Below are 25078 nucleotides of genomic sequence, written 5' to 3'. Positions count from 1 at the left end.
TGACAGTCGTCGTAGTGGATCCGGGGATGGCATCGACCAATCTCGGAGATCAGATCATCTCGGACGCCGTGAACCGGCAGTTCATCGGACGGCTCGGTGACCGCCACGGGGACGTCACCGTCATCCCGATGCACGGGCCACTCACGGACACGTCGCGGGACGCGCTCCGCAAGGCCGACGAGGTGGTGGTCTGCGGGACCAACCTCCTGTCGGACCACATGCGCTTCCGCACCAGCTGGGAGTGGCCGCGTGACGACATCCAGCTGACGAAGGGCAAGCTCACCGTGTTCGGCGCCGGCTGGTGGCAGTACCAGCTCGCGGGCATCGATCCCGTCTCGGCCCGGTGGATGCGCGCCCTCTCGGGCGGCCGCACCTGGGCGGTACGCGACGAGTACTCCGCCCGTCGGCTGCAGGCGGCCGGGATCTCAGCCGTCCATCTCTCCTGCCCGACGCTGTGGGACGTCGACACCCAGACCCTGCCTGCGGAGCAGGAGCGCGTGATCGTCACGCTGACCGACTACAACCAGGACCCTCTCGCCGACAAGCGCCTGGTGGACCTGCTGGCGGAGCGGTTCGAGGTGCTCTTCTGGCCGCAGGGACCGGGCGACCGTCGGTACATTGAACAGCTTGTCGGCCCGGGTGCGTCCTTCGTCGACGCGTCGCTGTCGGCCTTCGACGCCGCGCTGGACGAGCCAGGGACGGCGTATGTCGGCCTCCGGTTACACGGGGGCATCCGAGCCATGCAGCGAGGGGTTCCGAGCCTCATCCTCGCCATCGACAACCGCGCGCGGGAGATCAGCCGATCCGTGGGGCTGCATGCTCCTTCGCGAAACTCGTTCCGCGACATCGAGGCGTCCTTGACGCCAGGGAGGGTGGTGGAGATCGCGCTCCCGACCGAGGCCATCTCCGCCTGGACCGCCGATTGGAAGCTGTCATGAGCCGCGTCGATCTCGCTCCGTCCCGGCGTGACGTGCTCGCGCGCGCGCTCCCGTCCGAGTGGGACATCGACCGGGGCCGTGACGAAGACGAGCGCTTGCGCGTCTCGCGTTTCGGCATCGTCCTCGTGAGGACTTCCGAGCAGTACGAGGACGTGATTGCGCTGGGCGGTCAACCGGTCATCATCCACCGGCAGTTCAGCGTCACGGATTCCCGCGGGTCCCTGCGGCTCCGCCTCGGCGCCCTTCTGGAGCCCTGGCGCTGGCGTCGAACGTTGCTCAACGAGGGTGTGTCGGACCTCGTCGTGTCACGGGGAGGGCCCCGATCGACGTTCGTGCTCGCCGCCCGCCTTGCCTCGGTGGGCGTGCTCGCCTCACCTGTTAAGACGGCGTAGCGCGCCCGCGAGGGGCGGGCGCGCGTCAACGGAGTCGCCCTGCGAGAGGGCCCGATGGCATCTGCGATGCCCCGTGCGTCAGAGGAGAGTTGGGCTACCGTGTGCTGCATTCTCGCGTCGGCTGCTGATCGTCATGACGAGGGGATGCCGTCCGTTCCCAGGGACGGGCCGACTCACCGGTCATCGTTCGTTGACCAAGTCGACCGGCGGTATCCAAATACTCGGCGCCTCACTGCTGGCATCGCGTACGGCGGCGAGGTGCATTCAAGAATCTCGAGTCGAACCCTTTAAGACCCGACATAGAGCATCGCGTCCGCGAGACGCCGCCTGGGGCGCCTGCAACTTTGCCGTGCACGTGACAGCTGCGGATATCCCGGCATCTCGGGGAATCGGAGACGGCCATGGTGCCACCGTCACCGCGGGCCGTCATCGCCTGGCTAGTCCGGGTCCCGGGACAAATCGCCTCACATGCCCATCGACTTCAGGGGCACACCTCAGGAAATTGGCCGACGGGTACCCGACCCGCTGGCCGCTGTCGGTTTTATCGCGTCCCGCCGGGCGACCACGAGGATGCTCACGAGGATCACCGCCAGCGTGCTGGTCGCCTGGAGCAGCGAGCCGCGCAGGAGGATGAGCATGTAGAAGGAGAGGATCGCGGTGGTGATGCCGAAGACCCCCGCCTTGTCGAGCGAGGCTCCCGACCGCGCGTCGGCGCGTTTGAGGACATAGCCGAGGAGCAGGAAGAGCACGACAACCCCTGCCCACCCACCGCTCAGGAACGCTTCCGACCAGAACGGAGCGGACAGGTTCTCGAAGTTGTACCCGCGGAACTGGGCGAGCATCACGCCGGTGTCGATGGGCTTGTCCGGCCACACCGCGCGCGGCACCCAGAACACGAAGGGCCCGAGCAGCTGCGTGCCCCAGAGGACCCCCTCGTCGGCGACGTAGTTAACGGAGTTGATGATCTGGGCGAAGGAGTCATAGTCCCCGCTGTTGACGAACGCGGCGGCGCCGAGCTGGGAAGTGGTGCTCGCGGTCGCACGTCGGAAGATCGAGAAGAGGGGGAACGCCGCAAGGAGGAGGAACACGAGAGCGCCCATGGAGAGCCTCGCGCGCCGACGGGTGGCGAAGCCCCCGAAGAGGACCAGCAGGCTGAAGGCCATCGTTCCGAACAGGTACCTCGATGATGTGACGACGTTGATGGCGAAGAGCACCGCGAGGAGGGCAGCAGGCAGCATGAGGGTGAAGTCGCGGGCCGTGCCCGTCGCACGAGGCTGAGCCCGACGGAAGCGCGTCATGGCGTGCACGCAGACGAGGAGCGGAAGCGTGGCGACCGAGGCGACGATGGTGGACGTCGCCGGGTCGGAGAACGCCATGCTGCGTGCTGCGGCCATCTCGTCTCTGCTCGAGAAGAACGTCGCGGGGCCGAGCCGTCCGACGAAGTATGCCCAGGCAGCGAAACCGATCACGGCAAGGATGACGATGCGGTTCCGGGATAAGGACCATCGTGGCAATGCGGCCGCGCGCATCTGCTGGTCGCTCCGGTGCGGACGCACCCTCCGCGCGATGAGCGCGCCGAACATGGCGGCCCCGAGACCCACCAGGACGACCCCCAGCGCCGTCAGGTCGTATTCGACCTCGATGTTCGGCGTCGTCCCCGGAAAACGCCGGGTGAGCATCTGCGCGAATGCGGGCACGGCGATGAACGCATAGGCGAAGAGCCAGAACGCGAAGGTGAAGAGCGTCTGCCTACCGGAGCCGATCACGATCGCGAGGCGGGTTCCGCTGATCAGCAGGATGAGCAGCGCCCCGGCCACCTCGAGGGGGACCGCACGGTCGGTCGGGTACGGCACGGTGGCGAACACGGCGAGGGGAACGAAGCCGCAGAACGCGATGATCAGCAATGTGGCGGTGAGGCTGCTGGCCGTCGACGCCGCGCTGCCGGCCACCATCGGCCCGGAGGTGGAGGACCGGGGAGGTGCGACGGCGGGTCGACGTGAGGGCGTCTCGGTCATGGGGTGCTCCGATCGGCATAGGCGGGCAGCAGGGTCGAGACGACGGCCGCGATACCGAAGTCGTGGTCCAGGCTCCGTCGCATGCCCTCGGAGAGCGAGCGTCGGAGGGTCGACGCGCCGAGGATCGCCTCGACCGCGTCCGAGAGGTCGGACGGTGCGCCGGCGGTGACGAGGGCCGCGCCCGCGTCGCGGAGCTCCGTCGATATGCCGCAGTCGTCGGTGAGGACGACGGGCGTCCCCACGGCCAGGGACTCGAGGACCGTCATCGGGAACACCTCGCGGACGCTCGGGAGCACGTAGACGTCCGCCGCTGCGAGCCGTTCGCTGGAGGCACCGGGGGCGATGCTCCCCTCGTGGACCAGAGGCAGGCCAGGACGCGCGGCGATGAAGTCCGTCAGCGCGGGGAGGTCGCCCTCGTCGGGGCCGATCACGGTGAAGCGCGCCCGCAAGCCTCGTTCGTGGAGGAGCGCCGCCATCTCGGCGAACGCGAGCACGCGCTTCCGGGGATGCAGCCGCGCGAGGAACAAGACCTCGGGGACAGCGTCGGGGTCGCGATGCCGCTCGACCGACACCGGCGCCACGCCGTTGCGGATCCGCACGACGTGCGCGCCGGACCGGGATACGACGCCGAGCGCCTCCTCCTCGGCATCCGTGAGGGCCAGCACGGCCCGAGCCCCCGCGAGCACACGGCGGACCGCGACGGCGTCCAGGATCCGCGACTTCGGGCGAGCGTCGGCCGTCACCATTCCGTGCGTCTGCAGCACGTAGGGGACGCCCGCGCGTCGACAGACCTCGGCGGCGGCGAGGGCCAGCAGGTGCCGGCCGAGGTGGATGTGGACGACGTCGAACTCACGTACGTGGCGGCGCAGCCCGGCGATCATCGCCGGGGAGACCAGCCCGCTGAACCCGAGGCCGGGGATCGCGTGCGCGCGGAAGAGGCGAACGTCCACGCCGTCCACCCCGAGGTCCACCTCGCCGTCCCACCCCACGACGAGCACGACACCGTGCCCCTGGCGCGCGAGCTCCCGGCACTGCTCCACGGCCACGGCCACCGGGCCGCCGAACGCGCCGTCCTCCGAGACGAAGGGAAGTACGTGGGCGATGCGCAGTCGGCGGGTCACGATGCGCGGAACCGCGAGCCGACGACGGCGCAGTCCGCGCCCGAGACGATCGCGTCGGCGGGGACGTCACCCGCGACCACGGTCATCGGCCGGGCGAGCGCCGAGCGGCCCACGTGCGCGCCGCCGAGGACCAGGCAGCGCGACGTGATCCACGCGCCCGGCTCGATGACGATGGGGCGCGTGATGAGGGCCATGTCGCGCCGGTGCGCGTGGCTGCCCGTTGTAAGCATCGTCTCCTGCGAGAGGACGACGTCGTGGCCCACCGTGATGTGGTCCTGGTTGTGGAACCAGACGCCCTCGCCGATCCAGGAGCGGTCGCCGATGCGCAGCTTCCACGGGAACTTCACCCGCGTGCGCGGCCGGAACACCACGCCGTCGCCGATCTCGGCGCCGAACGCCCGGAGCGCGCGGACGCGCAGCGACGAGCTGATCTGCCACGGGTTCGTGACGAGGAGCAGCTCGACCACGGCCCAGAGGTAGACGGTGCGCTTCGGGCGGTCCCACGCCTGGTGCTCGCCGGGGGCGAGGGACAGGTCGATCACCGGGACGTCGGTCGAGTGATCGGGTGCCGCCGTCACGCGCGCACCCCGGCCCCCAGGGTGGAGAGCGACTGCGCGAAGCGGACGTACCTCGCGTGGGCGCTGACGGGCGAGTAGCGGTTCTGGTACATCCGCTGGGCAGCCGTGGTGAGGACCTCGGCGGCGTCGGTGTCGCAGCGGAGGTCCTGCGCCGCCTGCAGCAGCCGCTCCGGATCGCCCGGCGGGATGATGGCGGCCGCCCCGTGCTCGCGCACGACGCTCTCCGTGATGCCGCCGTCCTCCACCGCGGCGATGATCGGGCGCCGGCTGCTCGTGTACGACGTGAGCTTCGACGGCATGCTCATCTCGCGCACGCCGGGCTTCTCGTTGAGCAGCAGCGCGTCGGCCGCGGCCAGGGCGTACGGGTAGTCGTCGCCGTCGAGCGGCGGGACGAAGCGGAGCGAGCGGATCCCCGCGCCCTGCGCCTCGAGGGCGGCCCGCTGGTTGCCGTCGCCCACGAGCACGAACTCGATGCCGAGGTCGCGCGCGTCCGAGAGGCGGGCGGCCTCGACGACCGACTCCAGCCCCTGCTTCATGCCCATGTTGCCGGTGTGGACGACGGTGAACGCGTCCCGCGTCCAGCCGAGCCGGGTGCGGGCCGCTGCGGTGGAGACGTCCACCGGCCTGATGTGCGTGAAGTTCGGGAGCCCGGAGATGGCCGCGTCGGGCAGGCCTTGCTGGATCAGCAGGTCGCCGAAGCGGGGCGTGATGACGCCGATGCGGTCGGCCCGGCGGAGGAGCGCGTACTCCCCCGTCGCGATCAGGCGCGAGGCGCGGCCTCCTGTTGTTCCGGACTCGCCCGCGGCGTTGCCCGTGAGGTCCTGCACCAGCACGCCGAACGGACGGCGGCCCCGCCCGAGCGCGCCGGCGGCGAGCCCCGCGAGCGACGGCGTGACCGCGATGACGACCTCGCTCGTGTCCCGGCGCACCTCGCGGAGGGCGCCCCGCAGGAAGCTCGCCTCGAGCTTGGCCCGGCCCGCGAGGTCCGGCGTCTCCGGGATGGTGTGGCGGACGCGGGTGATGCGGACGCCGTCGCGCATCTCCTCCCAGCGCCTGCCCTCGGCGTACCGCTCGTCCTGCAGCTTCCACTGCGGGTAGTGCGGTATCCCGGTGACCACGTGCACCGACGCCCCCGCGTCGGTGAGCGCCTCGGCCATCGCGGTCGTGTACGGCGCGATGCCCGTGGTCTCCGGCCAGTAGTTGATGCCGACCAGGCAGACCGTGAGGCCCCCCAGGTCCGCCGTCTGCGTGCGCGCAGCGTCGGTCGTGCTCAATTCCCCCATGGGCCCATTCTGGTGCCTCGAGGTTTCGATGTCGTTAACGGACCGCGCGGCGTCGTACCCCGATTGCCTCCGGGAGCCGCGGTCACGTTAGATTCGACCGGACGGACGGCCGCGCCGGGCGACTGCCCCGCCGCCATCGCGTCGCATCGCATGAGAATCTGGGGGGATCCATGGCCAAGAAGGCTTTCATCACCGGCATCACCGGGCAGGACGGCTCGTACCTGGCGGAGCTTCTGCTCGCCAAGGGCTACGAGGTCCACGGCCTCATCCGCCGCTCGTCGACGTTCAACACGTCGCGCATCGACCACCTGTACCAGGACCCGCACGAGGACGGCGCGAAGCTCTTCCTCCACTACGGCGACCTGAGCGACGGCTCGCGCCTCACGACGCTGATGATGCAGATCCAGCCCGACGAGGTCTACAACCTCGCCGCCCAGTCGCACGTGCGCGTCTCGTTCGACGAGCCCGAGCACACCGCCGACACGACAGGCACCGGCACGATCCGCCTGCTCGAGGCCGTGCGCCTGTCGGGCATCGAGACCCGCTTCTACCAGGCCTCCTCGAGCGAGCTGTACGGGGCCACTCCCCCGCCGCAGAGCGAGACCACGCCGTTCTACCCGCGCTCGCCGTACGGCGCCGCGAAGCTCTACAGCTTCTGGATCACGAAGAACTACCGCGAGGCGTACGACATGTTCGCCGTCAACGGGATCCTGTTCAACCACGAGTCCCCGCGCCGCGGCGAGACGTTCGTGACGCGCAAGATCACGCGCGCGGTCGCCGCCATCAAGGCGGGCAAGCAGGACCACGTCTACCTCGGCAACCTCGACAGCATCCGCGACTGGGGCTACGCGGCCGAGTACGTCGAGGGCATGTGGCGGATGCTGCAGGCCGACGAGCCCGACGACTTCGTGCTCGCCACCGGCGGCAACTTCACCGTCCGCGACTTCCTCGAGACCGCGTTCTCGCACGCGGGCCTCGACTGGTCCGACCACGTGCGGTTCGACCCGCGGTACCTCCGCCCCACCGAGGTGGACGCGCTCGTCGGCGACGCCACGAAGGCGCACGAGAAGCTGGGCTGGAAGGCCACGGTCGACACCACGATGCTCGCCCGGATCATGGTCGACGCGGACATCGCCGCGCTCGAGGCCGAGGGGCGTCCGTGGATCGACACCGTGCGGCTCGCGAGCTGGGGCACGGCCGACGCGACCGCGGTCGAGGCGTGAGCGCGGCCCCCGCGTCTGCCGCCGACGAACGCGACGCCGTCGCGTTCACGCCCGCGCCGCTCGACCGATCGGCGCGCGTCTACGTGGCCGGCCACCGCGGCCTCGTCGGCTCGGCGATCGTCCGCAGGCTGGAGGCGGAGGGCTTCACCGACGTCGTCGGCCGCACCTCGGCCGAGCTCGACCTCAAGGACCGCGACGCCGTGTTCGCGTTCTTCGCCGCCGAGGAGCCCGTGCACGTGGTGCTCGCGGCCGCGAAGGTGGGTGGGATCCTCGCCAACAGCACCTACCCGGTCGACTTCCTCAGCGACAACCTGAGGATCCAGGTCAACGTGCTCGACGCCGCGCTCGCGCACGGCGTGGACCGCCTGCTGTTCCTCGGCTCCTCGTGCATCTACCCGAAGCTCGCGCCGCAGCCGATCACCGAGGACAGCCTGCTCACGGGTCACCTCGAGCCCACCAACGACGCCTACGCGATCGCGAAGATCGCGGGCATCATGCAGATCCAGGCCGTGCGGCGCCAGTACGGGCTGCCGTGGCTCTCGGCCATGCCGACGAACCTGTACGGCCCGGGCGACAACTTCTCGCCGCAGGGCTCGCACGTGCTGCCGGCGCTCATCCGCCGCTACGACGAAGCGCGCGCGTCCGGCGCGGAGTCGGTGACGAACTGGGGCACGGGCACGCCGCGCCGCGAGTTCCTGCACGTCGACGACATGGCCGCCGCGTGCCTCCACCTGCTGGAGCACTACGACGGGCCCGAGCAGGTCAACGTGGGCACGGGCACCGACGTGACGATCCGCGAGATCGCGGAGACCATCGCGCGCGTCGTCGGCTACGAGGGCCGCACCGAGTGGGACACCTCGAAGCCGGACGGGACGCCGCAGAAGCTGCTCGACGTGTCGAAGCTCGCCGACGCCGGGTGGACGTCGTCCATCGGCCTCGACGAGGGCCTGCGCTCCACGGTCGCGTGGTACCGGGAGCACATCGAGACGCTCCGGGAGTAGGCGCTCCCGCTCGGACCGACGGCCGTCGCGCATCCGCGCGGCGGCCGTCGTCGTGCGCCGCCTCGCGGATGCGTCCCGCGGATGCGTCCCGCGGGCGGTCGCGGATCAGGCCGGGACGCCCGCCAGCGCCTCGTCGAGCATCTGCCGGAACGCCGGCGTGATGACGGCCGCGTACTGCGGGGTGGTGTGCACGCTGTCGCGCTTCGTCGGCGTGCTGCCGACGAACGACGGGCAGGTCTCCTCCCAACAGAACAGAGACGAGGTGTCGAGGTAGGCGATGCCGAGCGCGGTGGCCGCGTCCTGCTGCGCGCGGTCCCCCACCTTCCAGGCGCCGGGGATCGACGCCTGGCAGTCGGCGGGCGTCGAGACCTTCGTGGCGCAGGTCTCGAGCGGCTGGCCGGTGGGCGGAGAGGAGACGAGCACGACCTTGCCGACGCTGTCGCGCACCTGGCCGACCGTGCTCTGCACGCCCTCGGACCACTCCGCCACGGCGTCGTCGCCGGTCGCCTTCGACGCGAGCTTGAGGATCTGTCCGTAGCTGTTGCTCACGAACAGGATCTCGGGCTTCTCCTCCTGGATGGCGGCGATGGCCTGCGTGCGGAAGTCCAGGCATCCGCTCTTGGTGGAGGCGTCCGGGAAGTCCCACTCGACGTCCATGACGGCGCAGCCCGCGAAGGTGAGGCCGCGGATGTGGTGCGTCGCCTCGAACATGGCGCGCACGGTGGGCAGCAGCGTGATGCTCGTCGAGTCGCCGAGCACCATGATCGTGGGCTTCCGGCTGTCGCCGAAGGAGCAGGAGCGGGGGTTGTCCACGTCGGTGCGGCCGCAGCCCTGGCCGTCCTCCACGGGGACGGCGGACTTCTCGAGGCCGTCGATCGCGGGGTCGAGCGCGGGCCAGCTCGTCGCGGCGAGGGCGTCGCGGATCTGGCCCTGCAGCGCGCCGAGGTCGCCGGCGGCGAGCACGGCGGGGTCTGTCGGGTCCTCCTCGCCGGACGCGGCGGGACCCGGCGCGAGGCGCGACGCCTCCTGGATCTCCTGCTGCCGGACGACGGCGAGGCTGATGAAGGTGACCGTCAGCAGCGCGGCCGTGCCGAGGGCCGCGACCTTCGTGCCCGTCGACGCGCCCAACCCCGGGCGGCGGCGCGCGCGCCGCTTCTTCCGGCGTGCGGCGGCACCCGGCTCCAGCCAGTGCGAGCGGCGGATCGGGTCCTCGAGGCCGTGGTACGAGAGCACCGAGAGGCCCAGGGTGAGCACGAGCACGATCACCGGGTAGCCGAGGTCCGCGGTGTCGGCGACGGCCGCGAGGATCACGATGACGGGGAAGTGCCAGAGGTAGAGCGAGTACGAGATGTCGCCGAGGTAGCGCGACACCGGGTTCGTCAGCGGCCAGAGGAAGCGCTGCGCGCCGCCCGTGCCGCCCGCGATCACGAGCGCGGCGCCGACGACGGGGATCGCGGATCCGGGCGCGGGGATGGGCGACGCGCTGCTCAGCGCGAAGAGCCCGTAGGCGATGACGGCGAGGCCGGCCCACGCGATGACCGGCCGCGCGGCGTCCGGGATGCGGCGCAGCAGCGGCGTGGCGACGGCGAGGAGCGCCCCGATCCCTAGCTCCCAGGCGCGGGAGAGCGTGGAGAAGTAGGCGATGGCGGCGTTGCCCGCGGTGTCGGCCATGGCCCAGGCGAACGATCCGATGGTGACGATCAGGAGGATGGCGGTGAGGATCCCGCGGTATCGGCCCGGCCCCCGGAAGCGCAGCGAAAGCGCGAGGCCGAGCGTGAGGAGGATCGGCCAGACGACGTAGAACTGCTCCTCCACGCCGAGCGACCAGTAGTGCTGGACGGGCGAGACGGCGCTGTCCGCGGCCCAGTAGTCGGTGTCCGTCGCGGCGAAGCGCCAGTTGGCGACGAAGAAGAACGCGGCGACGCTGTCCCACGCGATCGCCGAGGCGCGGCCGGAGAGGAAGACCATCCAGCTCGCGAGCACCGTGACGAGGAGGACGGCCGTCGAGGCCGGCAGGATGCGCTTGACGCGCTTGCGGTAGAAGTCGGCGAACGAGATGCGGCCGAGCTTGTCGTGCTGGCGCAGCAGGAGCGACGTGATGATGAAGCCCGAGATCACGAAGAAAACGTCGACGCCGAGGAAGCCGCCGGACGGCCAGGCGAGCAGGTGGTCGAGGATGACCGAGATGACGGCGAGGGCGCGGAGGCCCTGGATGTCGCCGCGGAACGACTTCGTGCTGGATCCCTCCGGCGCGACGGTCGTGGATCGGCTCGTGCGTGTGGGTCGCGTGCTCGTCATCAGGTCCTCGCGGGTGGCGGCGGGCCCGACGCGCGCACTGGCGCCTCGTCGGCGGGTGGCCGGTGGCGGTCGTCGGTCGCCCTCGGGGCCCCCGCGACCGGGGTGATTTCGATACCCATGGTAATCGAGGGGACATCGCCGTGGCGGTCCGCACGGCGTCGTGCTATGGCGACGGCGGACCCCAGTCCGAGGGGTGCGCTCGGTGCCGTGGTCCCGCGACGCCGTCGCGGGACGCGGGACCATGCGGGAGTAGGGCGGATGGGACTTGAACCCATGACCGACGGATTATGAGTCCGCTGCTCTGACCAGCTGAGCTACCGCCCCGCGGCGAGCGGACTAGACGGAGCCGGAGCCGTCCGCGTGTCCGCGTGCCTCGTCCGTGACCGGCGCGTCTACGGACTCGCCACGATACAGGCTCTCGAACGTCGAGATCGTGCGCTCGATGTCGTGCGTGGCGACCACCGCGAGGCTCTCGCGCTTCATGCGCTGGAGCTCCTCCTCGGGCAGCTCGAGCACCCGCTGCAGCTTCGTCGCGAGGTCGTCGACGTCGCCGGGGCGGAAGAGGTAGCCGTTCTCGCCGTCGTGCACGAGGTGCGGGAGGGCCATGGCGTCGGCGGCGACGACGGGCAGCGCGGAGGCCATCGCCTCCATCGTCACTATGGACTGCAGCTCGGCGATGCTCGGCATCGCGAGCACGGTCGCGCGCGTGTAGGCGCGGCGCAGCTCCTCGTCCGTGACGTATCCCGCGAAGGTCGTGCGGTCGGCGATGCGGAGATCGACGGCGAGCTTCTCGAGCGCCGTCTTCTGGTCTCCGCCGCCGACGATCTCGAGCTCGGCATCGAGCGATGCAGGCAGGATCGCGAAGGCGCGCAGCAGCACGTCGATGTGCTTCTCCCCCGTCACCCGGCCGACGAACACGATGCGGTTCCGGGTGCGCGGCGAGAAGTCGGGCGTGTAGTTGCCGGCGTCGATGCCGCAGGAGATGGCGATGACGCCCTGGAGGCCCGTGTACTTCTCCAGGAACTGCGCGGCGCGACGCGTGGGCGTAGTCACGGCCTCGGCCCGGCCGAACGTCCGACGCGCGGCCTTCCACGCCATGGAGATGGCCTTGTCCTGCCACGCGACCGGCAGCAGCGTGTGCTGGAGCATGTTCTCCGGCATGAAGTGGTTGGTGCCGATGATGCGGATGCCGCGCTTCTCGGCCTCGATGCTGAGGCCGCGGCCCGTGAGGATGTGCGACTGGAAGTGCACCACGTCGGGCTGGACCGCGTCGAGGATGCGGGCGGAGTCGCGGTTGACCGACCAGGGCTGGGCGAAGCGCAGCCAGTCGTGCGGGTACCAGCGGTAGCTGCGGAGGCGGTGCGCCGTCATCTCCTGGCCGTCGTGGATCTCGGTCCACGTGCCGTGCTTGCGGCTGGCCGCCGGGGCCACGATGTGCACCTCGTGGCCGCGTCGGACGAGGCCGCCCGCGAGCCGCTCGGCGAAGCGCGCGGCCCCATTTACGTCCGGCGGGAAGGTGTCCGCGCCGATGAGGATGCGCAGGGGGCGACCGGAGGTCATCGGCTCGCGCGGGGTCTGCCCTGAGGTGTTCGGCAAGAAGTGTCTCTCCAGTGGTGTCGGCGTCCGGCGCGCGTCACGTGGATCCGTGCGGCGCGGGCCGGGTGTCGCAGAGCAACGTATCGCACGGGCCCGGCGGCGGGCCGACGGCGCACCGGGGTCACGGCAGCCGCCGCCGGGCGGCCGGCTGCTCGGTCGTCGGCCGGGTCAGGAGGCGTGCGGGTGGTGCTTTGCGAGCTGGAACACCCCGGTGACGGCGACCGCGCCCGCGACGAGGAAGGCCACGCCGGCGTACAGCGGCGCGTCCGCGGCCTCGCCGAGGACGGTCACGCCGATGCAGACGGCCACGAGCGGGTCGACCACCGTGAGGCCCGCGATGACGAGGTCGGGCGGGCCGGACGAGTAGGCCGTCTGCACGAAGTACGCGCCGAGCAGCGTCGCGGCGACGAGGGCCACGATGCAGACCGCGGTCAGCACATCGAAGTCGCCCGTCGTCAGGCGGTTGATGACGACCTTGGCGAGCGTCGCCACGAAGCCGTAGAGCACGCCCGCGCTGATGATGTAGAAGATCGCGCGCACGTGCCGGCGGAAGTAGAGGAAGAGGCCGCCCAGCAGCGCGAGCACGATCGCGAGGATCACCAGGATGGTGATGAGCTCGGGCGTGCGGATGGGCGTCTCCTTGGCGAAGACGGCCGCGAAGACCACGAAGAGGCCCACGCCGCCGATGCAGAGGGCGACCGCCCGCTTGGCCTTGAGGTCGAGCCGCTTGCCCGTGGCGCGGGAGTTGAGGATCGCCGTCACCACGAGCGCCACCGCGCCGAGCGGCTGGACGACGATGAGCGGCGCGAGGCGCAGGCTCGCGAGCTGGAACACGATGGCGAGGCCGAGCATCACGGTGCCGGCGACCCACGACGGGCGGCCGAGCAGCGCGCCGAGCTGGCGGAGGCTGAGGCCCGACGTGCTCTTCTTCCCGCGCGCCTCCATCTTCGCGACGCCCTGCGACTGCAGCTGCGCGCCCAGGGACAGGAACACGGCGCCCACGAGCGCGATGGGGATGCCGAGCGCCTGGTACGGGGTCAACGAAGCGGCCTGGAGAACGGGGCTGGCGTCGAAGGGCACGCCCCGACCCTACCCGGCGGCCCGCCTATCATCGGCAGCATGGCCGTCCTCCCCATCCGGATCACCGGAGACCCCGTCCTGCACGCCCCGGCCCGCGATGTGCAGGCGTTCGACGACGACCTGCGCAGCCTCGTGGCCGACATGTACGAGACCATGGACGAGGCGCCCGGGGTGGGCCTCGCGGCTCCGCAGGTGGGTGTGCCGCTCCGCGTGTTCGTGTACTCCTACGAGACCGACGACGGCGAGCCGCTGCGGGGCGTCGCCGTGAACCCCGACCTCTTCATCACGCCCGTCGCCGTGCGCGAGGCCGACGAGGACACCGAGGAGGAGGGCTGCCTGTCCTTCCCGGGCGAGCGCTTCCCGCTGGTGCGCGCCGACCGGGCGATCCTCCGCGCGGTCGACCTCGACGGCCGCCCGTACGAGATCGAGGCCGCCGGCTGGTTCGCGCGGATCCTGCAGCACGAGTACGACCACCTCGACGGGCTGCTCTACACCGACCGGCTCGCGCACGAGCACCGGAAGCCGGTGGCGAAGGTGATCCGCAAGAGCGGCTGGGGCGTGCCCGGGAACTCCTGGCTGCCGGGGCGCGACCACCTCGAGGACTGAGGGCGGGGGCACCGGGCCGCGCACGGGAGACTGCGCCGGCTGGGACGCGCGCACCGCGCGCCGGGCAAAGTAAAAGGCCCCGCGGGTGGAGCCGCGAGGCCTTCGCTCCCCGAGTTGGACTCGAACCAACAACCTGCCGGTTAACAGCCGGCTGCTCTGCCAATTGAGCTATCGAGGATCACGTGGAGCAACCTGGAAAGCGTAGCAAAGAATCCGGGCGCCTCCGCTCACCTAGCTGTACTGGGTCATGACGTTGGTGACACTCGGGCCGCGGGCGTGAGCCCGTGGCTTGAGTGGATTCGTTCAGTGTTGTAGTGCTCGATGAAGGGGTCAAGCGCGTCGGCGCGGTGTTGGTTGCTGGTGAAGGGTTGCCGGTAGGCCCACTCGGTCGCGAGGGTCCGGTTGAAGCGCTCGACCTTGCCGTTCTGCCAGGGGCAGTGCGGGCGGATGAACTTCTGCCGCGCGCCCAGGTCCTGGACGGCGTTCTTGAACGCGGTCGAGTGCCGGTAGGCGAACGCGTTGTCCGTGATGACCCGCTCGATCCGGGTGATCCCGCGCCCGGCGAAGTACGCCGCTGCGCGGGTCAGGAACCCGGCCGCGGTCGCGCCTTTCTCATCGGGATGGATCTCCGCGTAGGCGAGACGGGTGTGGTCATCGACCGCGGCATGGACGTAATCGAACCCGATCCCGCGGCCGCGGACCTGCTCGCTGCGCCCGTGGACCCGCCAGCCGCCTCCGTCCGGGATCCTCCCGAGCTTCTTCACGTCCACGTGGATCAGATCACCCGGATGCTCGTGCTCATACCGGTGCGCCGTTGACCGGGATGCCCGGATCACGGCCCCGGTGACGGGGTCCAACCATGCCAACGGCGGCGCCCCGTGCCGGCGCAGGATGCGGGAGATCGTACGGGATGGAACACCTGTCACCGGCGCCAGCCGCGCAGGACCCGCCCGCAACTGGGCCCGCGCTTCCAGCACGGCCCGTTCCCGCTCCGGGCTCGTTCGCCTCGGTACTGACCGGGGCCGCGATGACCGATCCGTCAGCCCTCGCAGCCCCTCGGCACGGAACCGGTTCACCCATCGATGCGCGCACTGCCGCGACACCCCCAGCTCCCGCGCGACGTGCGCGACCGGCCGACGATCCTCCACCACCCGCCGCACGAGGAGAACCCTCCCGTGAACCGTCAGACGAGCATTACCGTGGGACATCGAGGCCTCCTGGCGATGGTTGAACTGAACAGCTCCATCAAGCCAGGAGGCCTCTTCACACGCCCCGAAGTGTCACCAACGTCACGGCCGAGTACACCTAGCGCGCGACGGGCGCGTCCCGGGCGTCGGGCACCGGCAGGTCGGCCAGGCGAGGGGCTCGACGGAGGCTGGACGCCGCGGCACCCGCGAGGCTCGCGACGGCGCCGAGGCCGGTGAGGAGGACCGCCGCGCGGATCCCCACGGAGGCGGCGAGCACGCCGCCGAGGCCCGCGCCGATCGGCTGCCCGCCCCACGCGATCATGCGCGCCGTCGTGTTGACGCGGCCCTGGAGGTGCGCGGGCGTGACGGTCTGGCGGACGACGATCCCGGAGAGCGCCACGGTCGACGTCGCCGCCTGCCAGGCCGCGAGCACGAGCACCGCGACGACCAGGGACGCGACCGCGGACCATGCCGCCGTCAGGGCGACCTGCAGGGCGAGGGCCCCGATCGCGATGGCGCCGACGCCGAGCCGCCGCTGGATCGGATCGAGCGCGCGCGAGGCCACGAGGGTGCCGCAGGCGGCGGCGGCGGCGAGGATCCCGAGCGCCGGTCCGTCGGCCCGCTCGTCGAGCCCGCGGGCGATCATCACGACGAGCGTGCCCGTCACCGCTCCCCCGGTCAGGCTGCTGCCGGCGCCCACGAGCGTGAGGTCGCGGACGAGCGGTGCCCGGCGGATGTGCTGCAGCCCCTCCAGGATCTCGCGGCCGATGCGGCGCCGGGTCGTGGCTGCCGCGCGGGCGGGCGGGGTCCAGGTCACGCGCGTCATGAGCACGGCCGCGGCCGCGTAGCTCGCCGCGTCGAGCGCCAGGACGGCGGGCGCCCCCAGCCCTGCGACCGCTGGGGCCCCCGCGAGGGGCCCGGCGATGCCGATGACCGTGTAGGCGGTCGTCATGCGCGTGGTGGCGGCGCCCACCCGGTCGCGGCCGACGAGGGCGGGCACGGCGGAGAAGCTGGCGGCGTCGAAGAAGACGAACAGCGAGGAGACGGCCGCCGCGACGCCCACGAGGAGGGCCGGATGCGGTGTGCCGGCCAGCGCCGCGAGCGGGACGGACGCGGTCGCCGCGGCGCTCAGCCACGTGGTGACGAGCATCGTCCGCCGGGCGTCCCAGCCGTCCACGAGCGCGCCCACCGGCAGGGCGAGCACGAGGTACGGGAGCGCCTCCATCATCGCGACGAGCCCGAGCAGCGCGGGGTCGCCCGTGGTCGAGTAGACGAGCACGGGGAGCGCGACCGCCGTGAGCGCGTTGCCCGCCCAGGAGACGCAGCGCGAGACGACGTAGAGGTCGAACGCGCGCGGGCTGCCGGCCGCCTGCGCCCCGTCAGCCGCCGCCGCGTCAGCCATGGAGCAGCGCGTCCAGGGCCACGACCCCGTCGACCGCGCGGGAGCCGATGAAGTCGGTGGACGGCAGCGCCAGCAGCCGTCCGTCGCGCACGGCCCGCACGCCCGGCAGCCTCGCCTGGAGGTCGGCGCGCACGCTGTCGCGCTCGGCATCCGTCGAGTAGAGGTAGACGATCGTGGCGGGATCCCGCTTGGCGACGTCCTCGACGCTGACCTCCGCGTAGTACTGGTCGGCGGGGAGGGCGTTCTCGTACATGTTCCGGCCGCCGGCGCGCGTGACCACGTCGCTGTAGAGGCCGCGGGCGTCGGCGTACACGGATCCGTCGAAGACCTGCAGCACGGCGAGGTCGACCGGGTCCCGGCCCTGCACGCGCGCGTCCACCGCGGCGAGCTGCGACCGCTCGTCGGCGACGGCGCGGTCGGCCGCCTCCCCTGCGCCGAGCAGCGTGCCGAGCGACTGCAGGTCGGTGGCGGCGTCGTCGACGTGCCCGGTGGTGACCTGGCCGTGGCAGAAGGAGCTGATGACGTAGACGCGGATCCCGAGCGCGGCCAGGTCGTCGATGGTGGGCAGCTCGGTGCCGTCGAAGTGGTACTCGCCGTCGGCGACGATGAGGTCGGGGTGCGCAGCCAGCAGGGTCTCGCGGTCGACGGCGCCCGTCGCGAGGACGGGCACCCGGTCGTACGCGTCCCGGTAGCGGTCGAGCGGCGGCGACTGGTCGGTGAACGCCTGGCCGACGATCCGGTCGCCCGCGCCGAGCTCGAGCAGCATCTCGGTGACGGCGGGCCACAGCGACACGATGCGCTGCGGTCCGGCGGGGAACGCGAGCGTGCGGTCGCACGAGTCGACGGAGACAGGCCCTGCCGCCGGGGCGGCTGCCGGCGTGGCGTCGCCGTCGGCGGGGGCGGCCGTGCAGCCCGCGAGCAGGAGGGCGGCGGCGGTGGCGCCGGCGGCGAGGGCGAGGATCCGGGTCGTCGTGCGGTGGTGCGCGCGGGTGCGGGGGGTCATGGTCGTCCGTCCTGGGTGGGGGTCGTGGTGGGCGTGCTGAAGAACAGGTGGCGGCGGCCGGTGACGGGGTGCTCGCCGAGGTGCACGTCGACGCCGAAGACGTCGCGGAGGATCCCCGGCCGGAGCACCTCGTCGGGTGTGCCGCCCGCGACGATGCGGCCGTGGTGCACGACGTGGATCCGGTCGCAGTACGCCGCCGCGAGGTTGAGGTCGTGCAGGGCGACGACCACCGTCACGCCGAGGCCGCGCACGAGGTCGAGCAGCTCCAGCTGCGTCGCGACGTCGAGGTGGTTCGTGGGTTCGTCGAGCACGAGGATGCGCGGACGCTGCGCGAGGGCCGCCGCGAGCATCACGCGCTGGCGCTCGCCGCCCGACAGGGAGCGGACGGCCCGGTCGGCGAGGGCCGTCGCCCCCGTCCGCGCGAGGCAGGCGTCGTCGAGCGCGCGGTCGTCGTCGGTGTCGCGGTCGAGCGCGCCCTTGTGCGGCGTGAGGCCGGTGGCGACGACGGCGCGGACGTCGAGCGCGCCGTCGTCCCCGTGGTCCTGCGTGAGCGCGGCGAGGATGCGGGCGGAGTCGCGCGGCCGCATGCCGCGGAGGTCGCGGTCGCCGAGGAGGACCGTGCCGTGGGCGACGGGCAGGGCCCGGTACAGGGCTTTGAGGAGCGTGGACTTGCCGCTGCCGTTCGGCCCGACGAGCCCGACCAGCTCGCCGTCGCCCGCCTCGAGCGTCGCGGACGTCACGGGGGTCGCGCGGCCGATCCGCACGGCCACGTCCTCGATCGAGAGCCTCATCGGGTCCGCCCTCCGTCGGCGCGGAGCAGGACCGCCAGGAAGACGGGGACGCCGACGAGCGCGGTGACGATCGAGAGCGGCAGCTCCCGCGGCGCGGTGAGCGTGCGCCCCGCGAGGTCGGCGAGGACGAGGAACAGGCCGCCGACGAGCGCGGCGAGCGGCAGGAGGCGCCGGTGCGCGGGTCCCACGACGAGGCGGACGAGGTGCGGGGCGATGAGCCCGACGAAGCCGACGCCGCCCACCACCGACACGGCGGCGGCCGTGAGCAGCGCGGAGACGGCGAAGAGGATCGTGCGGGACCGGGAGAGGTCGACGCCGAGCGACGCCGCGCGGTCGTCGCCGAGGAGGAGCGCGTCGAGGGTGCGCCCGCCGGCGAGGAGACCGACGAGCCCGATCGCGAGCGCCGCGGCGGGCAGCGCGAGCGACGACCAGGTGGCGCCCGAGACGCTGCCGAGGAGCCAGAACAGCACGCCGGCGATCTGGTCGGGGGACGCCTGCAGCTGCAGCCAGCTGGTGAGCGCCTGCAGGAGCGACGAGATCGAGACGCCGACGAGCACCAGGCGCGCCGGATCCACGCGGCCGCCCCGCCGCCCGAGCGCCAGCACGAGCGCGAGGGTGCCGATGGCGCCCGCGAACGCCGCGCCGGTGACCCCGAGGGTCGCGAGGAACCCGGCCGCCGACGCGCCGACGACGAGCGTCGCCACCGCCCCGAGCGACGCGCCCGACGCGATGCCGAGCACGAAGGGATCCGCGAGCGGGTTCCGGATGAGGGTCTGCAGCACGGTGCCGGCGAGGGCGAGCGCCGCGCCCGTGACGAGGGCGAGCAGCACGCGCGGCGCCCGGTACTCCCACACGATCTGGTCGTCGATGGGGTCGATCCCTGCGCCGACGTCCGCGCCGACGGCGTGGTGCAGCACCACCTGCGCGACGTGCAGGGGCGACACCGACACCGACCCGATCCCCATCGCGACCGCCAGCACGAGCGGGGCCGCGATGACGAGGGCGGGGACGAGCACGCGGCGCACGGCGCGGGCGCGGCGGGGAGCGGGCGGGGTGGGGATCGCGGCGGCGGGTGGCGCGGTGGCCGTGGCGGCGGGTCCACGGGCGGGGGCTGTGGTCGGTTCCATGCGGCTCTCGGGTGGGGATCGTCGGGTGGGGATGGTCGTGCGGGCGTGGTCGGCGCGCGTCGCCTGCGGGCTCAGTGCGGGAGCGGGACCGGCCGCGCAGGTCGCGGCGGCGCGGGATCCGGCCCGCCGAGGAACGGCAGCGCGTGGGGCGCGTTCGAGCGGAGCCCGGGGACGATCACGCGCGTCACGTGCAGGCCGGCGCGACGGATCTCCGGCAGCGTCACGTCGACCGCGAGCACCTCCCGTCCCTGCGCCCGCAGCTCCTCGACCAGCTCGCCCAGCCGGTGCGGGCCGTCCCACCGGCCACTGACGTCGTCGAGCGGCAGGCGGTTGGTGATCGACCGCTCCAGCTCCTCGTGGAACGCCCGCTGGACGCCGGGGTCCAGGTGCAGCTGCAGGTGGCAGCCGTAGTCGACGACGTCGGCGAGGTCGGGCCGGTACGAGCGGCGGTAGGCGCGGTCCGCGCGCCAGGGCTTCAGCGGGCTGCGCGGGTCGCGCGCGGCGGCCATGTAGGGGCCGGCGGGATCGTCGAGGTCGGCCTGGAAGAGCTGCAGCTGGAGGGCCTCCCCGAGGGCCTTGCGGGCGGCGCGCCTCGGGAGGCCGCCGCTCGCCATGCCCAGCGTGAGGTAGCCGGTGCGGGCGTCGGCGAGGAGCGCCCCCACGATCGGCAGCCCGGACGCGTGCGGGAACAGGAACCAGCGGCAGGAGAGCGCGTCGGCGGGTCCGCGCGCGAGGTCGTGCAGGGCGCGCGGCACCTCGAGCTCGACGAGGCCGTCGCCGTCCGTCCACGCGCGCGTCATCGCGTCGCGCTCGATCACCTCGCCGAGGCCGCCCCACAGCGCCTCGTCGGCGGTGCGTCCGGTCGCGAGCCCGGCCTGCATGATGGGGTGCATCGCGGGCGGCACGAGGAGCGCGTGCGCGACCCAGACCAGCGATGCGGGGACGAGCAGGCGCTCCCCCGTGCCCAGCCGCTCGGCCTCCGTCCAGTCCACGACGGCGTCGTCGTCCAGCACCGCGACCGGCAGGAGGCCGCTCGCGTGCTGCGCGGCGGAGTACAGGGCGAGCGCGGTCGGACCCAGCACGGGCCGACCGGCGGCGCGGAGCCGCCGGGCCGACGACCGCACGAGCCCGGCGGGCACGAGGTTGCCGCAGTACCGCTCGACCGCTTCCCCGACGGCGGCGCCGAGCACGGCGTCCGGATCCGCGAAGGAGTGGCCGGCGCCTGACGCGTCGGACGCCCACGGGCAGAACGCCGTGGAGTCGGCGAGCACGGCGTGCGCGAGCTGGAACGCGGGCGGGAAGTGCGCGGGCGTCGCGCGGGGCTCGATGCGGCGGACGACGCCGGTGCGCGCGTCCACGAGGTCGGCCGGCGCGAGGTCGGCGGGCCTGAGGTCGGTCGGCGCGAGGTGGGCCGGCGCGAGACCGGCGGGCCTGAGGTCGGTCGGGCGTGCGGATGCGGGTGCGGGTGCGGGGTCCATCGGGCCTCTCATGCCAGGGGGATCGGGTCGGGGACGAGGTCGTCGGCGCTCGCCGGGATCCGGTCGAACCCGAGGCGCCGTGGCACGTCGAGGTAGCGGTCGGATCCCCGCAGCGGGTAGGCGGGCGGCCCGTTCCCGACGAGCCCGGGCACGACCACCCGTACGACCTCGAGCCCGGCGAGCCGGACGTCGGGCGTGGTCAGGTCGACGGACACGGCGCGGAGCCCCAGCCGGGCGAGCGCCTCCAGGTGCGCGTCGAGCGGGTCGGCCGCGTCGATCCGCCGGAGGGACTCGAGGGGCGCGGATGCGGTGGGCCGCAGCCGGTCGAGGTGCGCGCCGTTCATCCGCGGGTCGAGGTGCAGCTGCGCCACGGGCGGCAGGTCGGTGAGGCGCGCGTAGTCGGGGCCCGCGTCGTCGAGGTAGCGCCGGTCGGCGCGGTACGGCAGGAACACGTGCTCCTCGATGCCGCCGGCGCGCACGGCGCGCCACACCTCGCTCGTCGGGTCGACGAGCTGCCGGGTGAGCTGCAGGAGGCCGAGCGCCTCCACGAGCGCCTTGGTCGCCGCGTGCTCCGGCGTGCTGCGGCAGGCGCTGCCGAACGCGACCATGCGGGATCCGTCGTCGTGCTCCTCCTCGAGGAACGCGGCGACGACGGGCGCGGGCGACTCCGACGGCACCTCGAGCAGGCGCACGCGGACGGCCGGTGTCGTCGGGTCGTCGGGCCAGCCGAGCGCGCCCGTGATCCTGCCGCCGTCGTCGAGCGCGCGCGTGGAGGCTCCGCTCGCCCACCAGATGACGGAGGCGTCGCGCTCCCACAGCTCCTCGACCGCGTTCCGCACGGCCATGCGGCGGTCGGATCCCGCGGCGATCCCGGAGTAGGCGAGCGAGTGGCGCGGCACCTCCCGGGCGCGGGAGCCGTGCACGAAGTCGAGCCAGGCGAGGGAGGCGGGCACGAGGACGGGGCCGCCGTCGTGGAGGTCGACGCCGTGGGCCCAGAGCACCTCGTCGTGCCGCGTGGACGGCTGGAAGGGGAAGCCGGGTGCCGCGTGCTGCGCGGGCGAGTAGAGGGCGAGCTCCTCGGGATCCACCGCGCGTGCCCCGCCGGCCGTGAGCGACGCGTGCGATCCCCGGACGAGCCGCTCGGGGACGGCGTTGCCGCAGTAGCGCTCGACGGCCTCCCCGCACGCGGCGAGCCGTGCGGGCACCGGGTCGCCCGCGGAGGCGCCGAAGCCGAAGCCGTCGGCCCGCCACGGCGCGAAGCGGTCCGCGCGGGAGACGGTGGCGCCGTGCCCGACCCAGGCGAAGGGCAGGCGCGGGTCGACCGGCTGCCGCGCGAGCGAGGTGATGAGGCCGGTCCGCGCGTCGACGAGGTCCGCGACGCTCACGATGCGGATCCGCTCGTCGGGTCCGCGGGGCCCACGGCGTCGGCCGGCTCGCCGCCCGCCCGCCCGCCGTCCGGGGTCGGGGCCGTGCCCGCCGCGATCGGCAGCACCAGCGTGAGCGGGGACGCGGCGCCGAGGATGACCCGCTGCCGCACGGGCGACTGCGTCGTGGACGTGCACCGCTCCCCGGGCGGCCCGCCGAGGTTCCGGGCGAGGCGCGGCGCGTCCGCTCCGGCGAGCTCCAGCACGAGGACGGTGCCTGCGGGCAGGAGGGCCGCGACGGGACCCAGCGGGATCCCGATCCGCACCCCCTCGTGCGGACCGGCGACGGTCGCCTCCCCCACCGCGAGCTCCTGCTCCGCGCCGTCGCGGTCGCGGGCGAGCAGCCGCGCGATCCAGTCGGTGCCGGGCGCGTCGGATCCGCTCGTCAGCTCGACGGCGACGTCCCCGGTGAGTCGCAGCGGCGCGTCGAGCGGCCGGGTCACGGCGCGCACCGCGTCGGGACGCGACGCGAGGGCGCGGCGGTCGACGCCCGGGTGCCGCGACGGCCGCGGGTCCCGCGGGTCGTGCACGAACGCGAGCGCGCCGCCCGTCGTCCATGCCACGCGGGTCGGCGTGTGCGGCGGCGGCCAGGCGTCGTGGTCCTCCCAGCCGGATCCGCGCACGTGCACGCGGGCGCGCCGGGCCGCGAGGGTGCCGTCGAGGGCGTCGCGGATCCAGTCCACGAGCATGCGGCCCCACGGGATGACGGCGTCGTCGCCGTGGTCGAGGTCGCCCACGCGCCCGGACCCGCTGCCCACGAGGTCGTGCTCCCAGGGGCCGACGAGGAGGTGCGACGGCGTGCCGGGCACGTCGGATCCGGCGACGCCGTGGTGCTCGAGCGTCTCCGGGAGCAGCAGGTCGTGCCAGCCGCCCACGTGCAGGGTCGCGGCGGTCAGGGCGGCGAGCTCGGCCCGGGTGATCTCCTCCCCCGTGCGTGCACCGGCCCCGTCATCCACGATCCCGGCCCACGACGGCAGGTGCGCGCCCATCTCGCGGGGCAGGTCGACGACGGGCAGGTGCCGGAGGAGCCCCGGCCGCTCGCGGAAGACGAGCGCCGCCAGGCCGTCGCGGCTCGTGCGGGAGTCGCCGCGTTCCAGCCACCAGGACGCGTGCTCCGCGAGCCGGAGGATCCCGCCGCCGCCGAACTTGGTGCGGGCGAGCGACATCGACGGGCCGAGGGACACGACCGCGCGGACGGCCGACGGGCGCTCGACCGCCATGGCCCACGCGGTGTAGCCGGAGTACGAGCCGCCGTGCGCGATGACGCGGCCGTCGCTCCAGGGCTGCGCGGTGACCCAGTCCACGAGGGCGGCTCCGTCGGCGCGCTCGCCGCGGTACGGCGCCCAGGTGCCGTCGGAGTCGTGGCGGCCGCGGACGTCCTGCACGACGAAGGCCCAGCCGCGCTCGCGCCAGCCACGGCCCTCGGCGAGGTGGCGGGAGCGGCCGTACGGGGTGCGCGTGACGACGCAGGGCACGCGCGCCCCGGGTCCGGCGGTGTGCGGCACGTGGGCGTCGTGCACGAGCACGGCGCCGTCGGATGCGCGCAGCGGGACGCCGAACCGGTCGTGGCCGGTCACCGCTCGCCCGGGGCGGTCGGGTGGGCGGCTCCGAGCGGAGCGGATGTCGGGGAGGCAGCGGAGGCGGGCGGGCCCGCGAGGTCGACGGGCAGCGGCAGCACGGGGTGGCGCTCGACGAGGCCGGACGCGACCACCACCGTGTGCTCGTACCGGATCGCGGGCCCGGTCGCGTGCTCCTCCCCGCCCGCGTGCGCCTCCTCGCGTCGGCCGCCGGTCGTGCGGGACAGGTGCTCCGCCAGCTCGTGGATGACGATGCCCGCGGCGGCGGCGGCGGCGCCCGTGCCGACCCCGTGCCAGGCGTCCGGCGGCGCGATCCCGGCGGCGGCACGCGCGTCGGCCTCGCGCCAGAGCCGGTCGAGCTCCTCGACCACGCGATGCGCGGCGCGCCGACGTCCGCGGTAGTCGGCGTAGGTGACGGCCCCTTCGCCGCCCGGGGCCTGCAGCGGCCCGACGACGAGCAGCTCGCCCTCCTGGTGCACGCGGTGCCAGGGCAGCCCGGTGCGCGCGAGCTCCCCGCCGAGGGTTGTCCAGGCGGCGTCGGGCTGCTCGGGTGCGACGGAGACGAGGGCGGACGCGGTCGCGGGGACGTCGTCGTCCGGCGCGAGGGCCACCGAGCTCTCGCCGAGCAGGGCGTGCAGGGCGTCGGCGACCGGGCCGGTGCCCTGGACGGCGACCATGCCCGTGCCAGGGAGCGGCCGCGGGCGGTCGGCCCGGCGCGCGATGAGGGCGCCCCGATCCCGCAGCAGGCGGACGAGGGGCGCGCCCGCGTCCTCCCCGGCCGCCGGGTCGTCCGGATCCGTCACCCCGCCCGCGGCGAGGCGCGCGACGACCTCGGCGACGAGCGCGTCGGGGCCGCTGACACGGTGGAACTCCAGGGCGGGGGTCACGTGCCGCCACTCGTCGACGGCGACGCGGTAGAGGCGGTGGTGCGGGGCGAGGTGGAGCATGCGGTCTCACG

The 25078-nt window shown here is 73.4% G+C and carries 21 protein-coding genes and 2 tRNA genes; 5 read left to right on the top strand and 18 right to left on the bottom strand.

The features are described from left to right. Positions 1 to 26: 26 nt before the first annotated feature. Together CMS_RS07895 and CMS_RS07890 are read left to right on the top strand one after the other, a co-directional pair. A complete protein-coding gene (locus CMS_RS07895) occupies positions 27 to 938 on the top strand; it encodes a polysaccharide pyruvyl transferase family protein (protein ID WP_041464525.1) in 912 nt (303 codons plus the stop codon). Further along, positions 935 to 1330 (top strand): hypothetical protein, encoded by a 396-nt coding sequence (locus tag CMS_RS07890; RefSeq protein ID WP_012298955.1) that lies wholly within the window; start codon positions 935 to 937, stop codon positions 1328 to 1330. Before CMS_RS07895 ends, CMS_RS07890 begins: the two co-directional genes overlap by 4 nt. Positions 1331 to 1824: 494 nt before the next feature. Here the strand turns inward: CMS_RS07890 and CMS_RS07885 are convergent, their stop codons facing one another. The 4 genes from CMS_RS07885 to CMS_RS07870 are packed head-to-tail and all read right to left on the bottom strand — an operon-like array spanning position 1825 to position 6327. Continuing rightward, complete coding sequence (locus tag CMS_RS07885; protein ID WP_012298954.1) at positions 1825 to 3345, bottom strand: O-antigen polymerase; 1521 nt, start codon at positions 3343 to 3345, stop codon at positions 1825 to 1827. Then, complete coding sequence (locus tag CMS_RS07880; RefSeq protein WP_012298953.1) at positions 3342 to 4466, bottom strand: glycosyltransferase; 1125 nt, start codon at positions 4464 to 4466, stop codon at positions 3342 to 3344. Before CMS_RS07880 ends, CMS_RS07885 begins: the two co-directional genes overlap by 4 nt. Further along, a complete protein-coding gene (locus tag CMS_RS07875; RefSeq protein WP_012298952.1) occupies positions 4463 to 5044 on the bottom strand; it encodes an LbetaH domain-containing protein in 582 nt (193 codons plus the stop codon). Before CMS_RS07875 ends, CMS_RS07880 begins: the two co-directional genes overlap by 4 nt. Next, positions 5041 to 6327, bottom strand: a complete 1287-nt coding sequence (locus tag CMS_RS07870; protein WP_012298951.1) for a glycosyltransferase family 4 protein — start codon at positions 6325 to 6327, stop codon at positions 5041 to 5043. Before CMS_RS07870 ends, CMS_RS07875 begins: the two co-directional genes overlap by 4 nt. Before the next feature lie 170 nt (positions 6328 to 6497). On the opposite strand from CMS_RS07870, the gene gmd reads away from it, so the two are divergent. After that, a complete protein-coding gene (gene gmd, locus CMS_RS07865) occupies positions 6498 to 7550 on the top strand; it encodes a GDP-mannose 4,6-dehydratase (protein WP_012298950.1) in 1053 nt (350 codons plus the stop codon). Then, a complete protein-coding gene (locus tag CMS_RS07860) occupies positions 7547 to 8551 on the top strand; it encodes a GDP-L-fucose synthase family protein (RefSeq protein WP_012298949.1) in 1005 nt (334 codons plus the stop codon). Before gmd ends, CMS_RS07860 begins: the two co-directional genes overlap by 4 nt. Positions 8552 to 8656: 105 nt before the next feature. On the opposite strand, the gene CMS_RS07855 is transcribed toward CMS_RS07860, so the two are convergent. From CMS_RS07855 to CMS_RS07840, 4 genes are all read right to left on the bottom strand, one after another. Beyond that, the gene (locus tag CMS_RS07855) at positions 8657 to 10849 is read right to left on the bottom strand and encodes an acyltransferase family protein (protein WP_041464523.1); all 2193 of its coding nucleotides are present in this window, start codon (positions 10847 to 10849) and stop codon (positions 8657 to 8659) included. A 250-nt stretch (positions 10850 to 11099) separates the two neighbouring features. After that, positions 11100 to 11173 (bottom strand) — tRNA-Ile (locus CMS_RS07850). A gap of 12 nt (positions 11174 to 11185) precedes the next feature. Next, positions 11186 to 12445 carry a glycosyltransferase gene (locus CMS_RS07845; RefSeq protein WP_012298947.1) on the bottom strand — a complete coding sequence of 420 codons (1260 nt, stop codon included), beginning with the start codon at positions 12443 to 12445 and terminating at the stop codon, positions 11186 to 11188. Between the two features lie 168 nt (positions 12446 to 12613). Continuing rightward, positions 12614 to 13525: a DMT family transporter gene (locus CMS_RS07840; RefSeq protein ID WP_012298946.1), complete on the bottom strand. Its 912-nt coding sequence runs from the start codon at positions 13523 to 13525 to the stop codon at positions 12614 to 12616. A gap of 39 nt (positions 13526 to 13564) precedes the next feature. Between CMS_RS07840 and def the strand changes: the two genes are divergently transcribed. Then, positions 13565 to 14131 (top strand): peptide deformylase, encoded by a 567-nt coding sequence (def, locus tag CMS_RS07835; protein ID WP_012298945.1) that lies wholly within the window; start codon positions 13565 to 13567, stop codon positions 14129 to 14131. A gap of 105 nt (positions 14132 to 14236) precedes the next feature. On the opposite strand, the gene CMS_RS07830 is transcribed toward def, so the two are convergent. The 10 genes from CMS_RS07830 to CMS_RS17330 form a co-directional block, all read right to left on the bottom strand. Next, positions 14237 to 14309 (bottom strand) — tRNA-Asn (locus CMS_RS07830). 67 nt (positions 14310 to 14376) lie between these two features. Further along, positions 14377 to 15339 (bottom strand): IS481-like element IS1121 family transposase, encoded by a 963-nt coding sequence (locus CMS_RS16585; protein WP_012296866.1) that lies wholly within the window; start codon positions 15337 to 15339, stop codon positions 14377 to 14379. A 97-nt stretch (positions 15340 to 15436) separates the two neighbouring features. Next, a complete protein-coding gene (locus tag CMS_RS07820; protein ID WP_012298944.1) occupies positions 15437 to 16720 on the bottom strand; it encodes an MFS transporter in 1284 nt (427 codons plus the stop codon). Next, the gene (locus tag CMS_RS07815; protein WP_012298943.1) at positions 16713 to 17723 is read right to left on the bottom strand and encodes an ABC transporter substrate-binding protein; all 1011 of its coding nucleotides are present in this window, start codon (positions 17721 to 17723) and stop codon (positions 16713 to 16715) included. The genes CMS_RS07820 and CMS_RS07815 overlap by 8 nt, the downstream gene beginning before the upstream one ends. After that, on the bottom strand, positions 17720 to 18514 hold the full coding sequence (locus CMS_RS07810) for an ABC transporter ATP-binding protein (protein WP_012298942.1): 795 nt from the start codon (positions 18512 to 18514) through the stop codon (positions 17720 to 17722). The genes CMS_RS07815 and CMS_RS07810 overlap by 4 nt, the downstream gene beginning before the upstream one ends. Next, positions 18511 to 19641, bottom strand: a complete 1131-nt coding sequence (locus CMS_RS07805) for a FecCD family ABC transporter permease (RefSeq protein ID WP_086935898.1) — start codon at positions 19639 to 19641, stop codon at positions 18511 to 18513. The genes CMS_RS07810 and CMS_RS07805 overlap by 4 nt, the downstream gene beginning before the upstream one ends. A 71-nt stretch (positions 19642 to 19712) precedes the next feature. Continuing rightward, positions 19713 to 21119 (bottom strand): YcaO-like family protein, encoded by a 1407-nt coding sequence (locus CMS_RS07800; protein WP_049791910.1) that lies wholly within the window; start codon positions 21117 to 21119, stop codon positions 19713 to 19715. Positions 21120 to 21127: 8 nt separating this feature from the next. Next, positions 21128 to 22504, bottom strand: coding sequence for a YcaO-like family protein (locus CMS_RS07795; RefSeq protein ID WP_012298939.1), 1377 nt, complete (start codon positions 22502 to 22504; stop codon positions 21128 to 21130). Next, positions 22501 to 24120 (bottom strand): CocE/NonD family hydrolase, encoded by a 1620-nt coding sequence (locus CMS_RS17335; RefSeq protein ID WP_012298938.1) that lies wholly within the window; start codon positions 24118 to 24120, stop codon positions 22501 to 22503. The genes CMS_RS07795 and CMS_RS17335 overlap by 4 nt, the downstream gene beginning before the upstream one ends. Continuing rightward, positions 24117 to 25067: a hypothetical protein gene (locus tag CMS_RS17330; protein ID WP_012298937.1), complete on the bottom strand. Its 951-nt coding sequence runs from the start codon at positions 25065 to 25067 to the stop codon at positions 24117 to 24119. The genes CMS_RS17335 and CMS_RS17330 overlap by 4 nt, the downstream gene beginning before the upstream one ends. Between the last annotated feature and the right edge of the window lie 11 nt (positions 25068 to 25078).

This window comes from Clavibacter sepedonicus (assembly GCF_000069225.1).
Classification (GTDB): domain Bacteria; phylum Actinomycetota; class Actinomycetes; order Actinomycetales; family Microbacteriaceae; genus Clavibacter; species Clavibacter sepedonicus.
This window is presented reverse-complemented; position numbering and strand designations above follow the sequence as displayed.

Bases quoted from the DNA above. Each gene is read 5' to 3' on its own strand.
- CMS_RS07810 (WP_012298942.1), bottom strand. From the start codon at position 18,514: ATGAGGCTCTCGATCGAGGACGTGGCCGTGCGGATCGGCCGCGCGACC.
- CMS_RS07820 (WP_012298944.1), bottom strand. From the start codon at position 16,720: ATGGCTGACGCGGCGGCGGCTGACGGGGCGCAGGCGGCCGGCAGCCCG.
- CMS_RS07870 (WP_012298951.1), bottom strand. From the start codon at position 6,327: ATGGGGGAATTGAGCACGACCGACGCTGCGCGCACGCAGACGGCGGAC.
- CMS_RS07895 (WP_041464525.1), top strand. From the start codon at position 27: ATGGCATCGACCAATCTCGGAGATCAGATCATCTCGGACGCCGTGAAC.
- CMS_RS07890 (WP_012298955.1), top strand. From the start codon at position 935: ATGAGCCGCGTCGATCTCGCTCCGTCCCGGCGTGACGTGCTCGCGCGC.
- CMS_RS07885 (WP_012298954.1), bottom strand. From the start codon at position 3,345: ATGACCGAGACGCCCTCACGTCGACCCGCCGTCGCACCTCCCCGGTCC.
- CMS_RS07805 (WP_086935898.1), bottom strand. From the start codon at position 19,641: ATGGAACCGACCACAGCCCCCGCCCGTGGACCCGCCGCCACGGCCACC.
- CMS_RS16585 (WP_012296866.1), bottom strand. From the start codon at position 15,339: ATGTCCCACGGTAATGCTCGTCTGACGGTTCACGGGAGGGTTCTCCTC.
- CMS_RS07855 (WP_041464523.1), bottom strand. From the start codon at position 10,849: ATGACGAGCACGCGACCCACACGCACGAGCCGATCCACGACCGTCGCG.
- gmd (WP_012298950.1), top strand. From the start codon at position 6,498: ATGGCCAAGAAGGCTTTCATCACCGGCATCACCGGGCAGGACGGCTCG.
- def (WP_012298945.1), top strand. From the start codon at position 13,565: ATGGCCGTCCTCCCCATCCGGATCACCGGAGACCCCGTCCTGCACGCC.
- CMS_RS07815 (WP_012298943.1), bottom strand. From the start codon at position 17,723: ATGACCCCCCGCACCCGCGCGCACCACCGCACGACGACCCGGATCCTC.
- CMS_RS07800 (WP_049791910.1), bottom strand. From the start codon at position 21,119: ATGGACCCCGCACCCGCACCCGCATCCGCACGCCCGACCGACCTCAGG.
- CMS_RS17330 (WP_012298937.1), bottom strand. From the start codon at position 25,067: ATGCTCCACCTCGCCCCGCACCACCGCCTCTACCGCGTCGCCGTCGAC.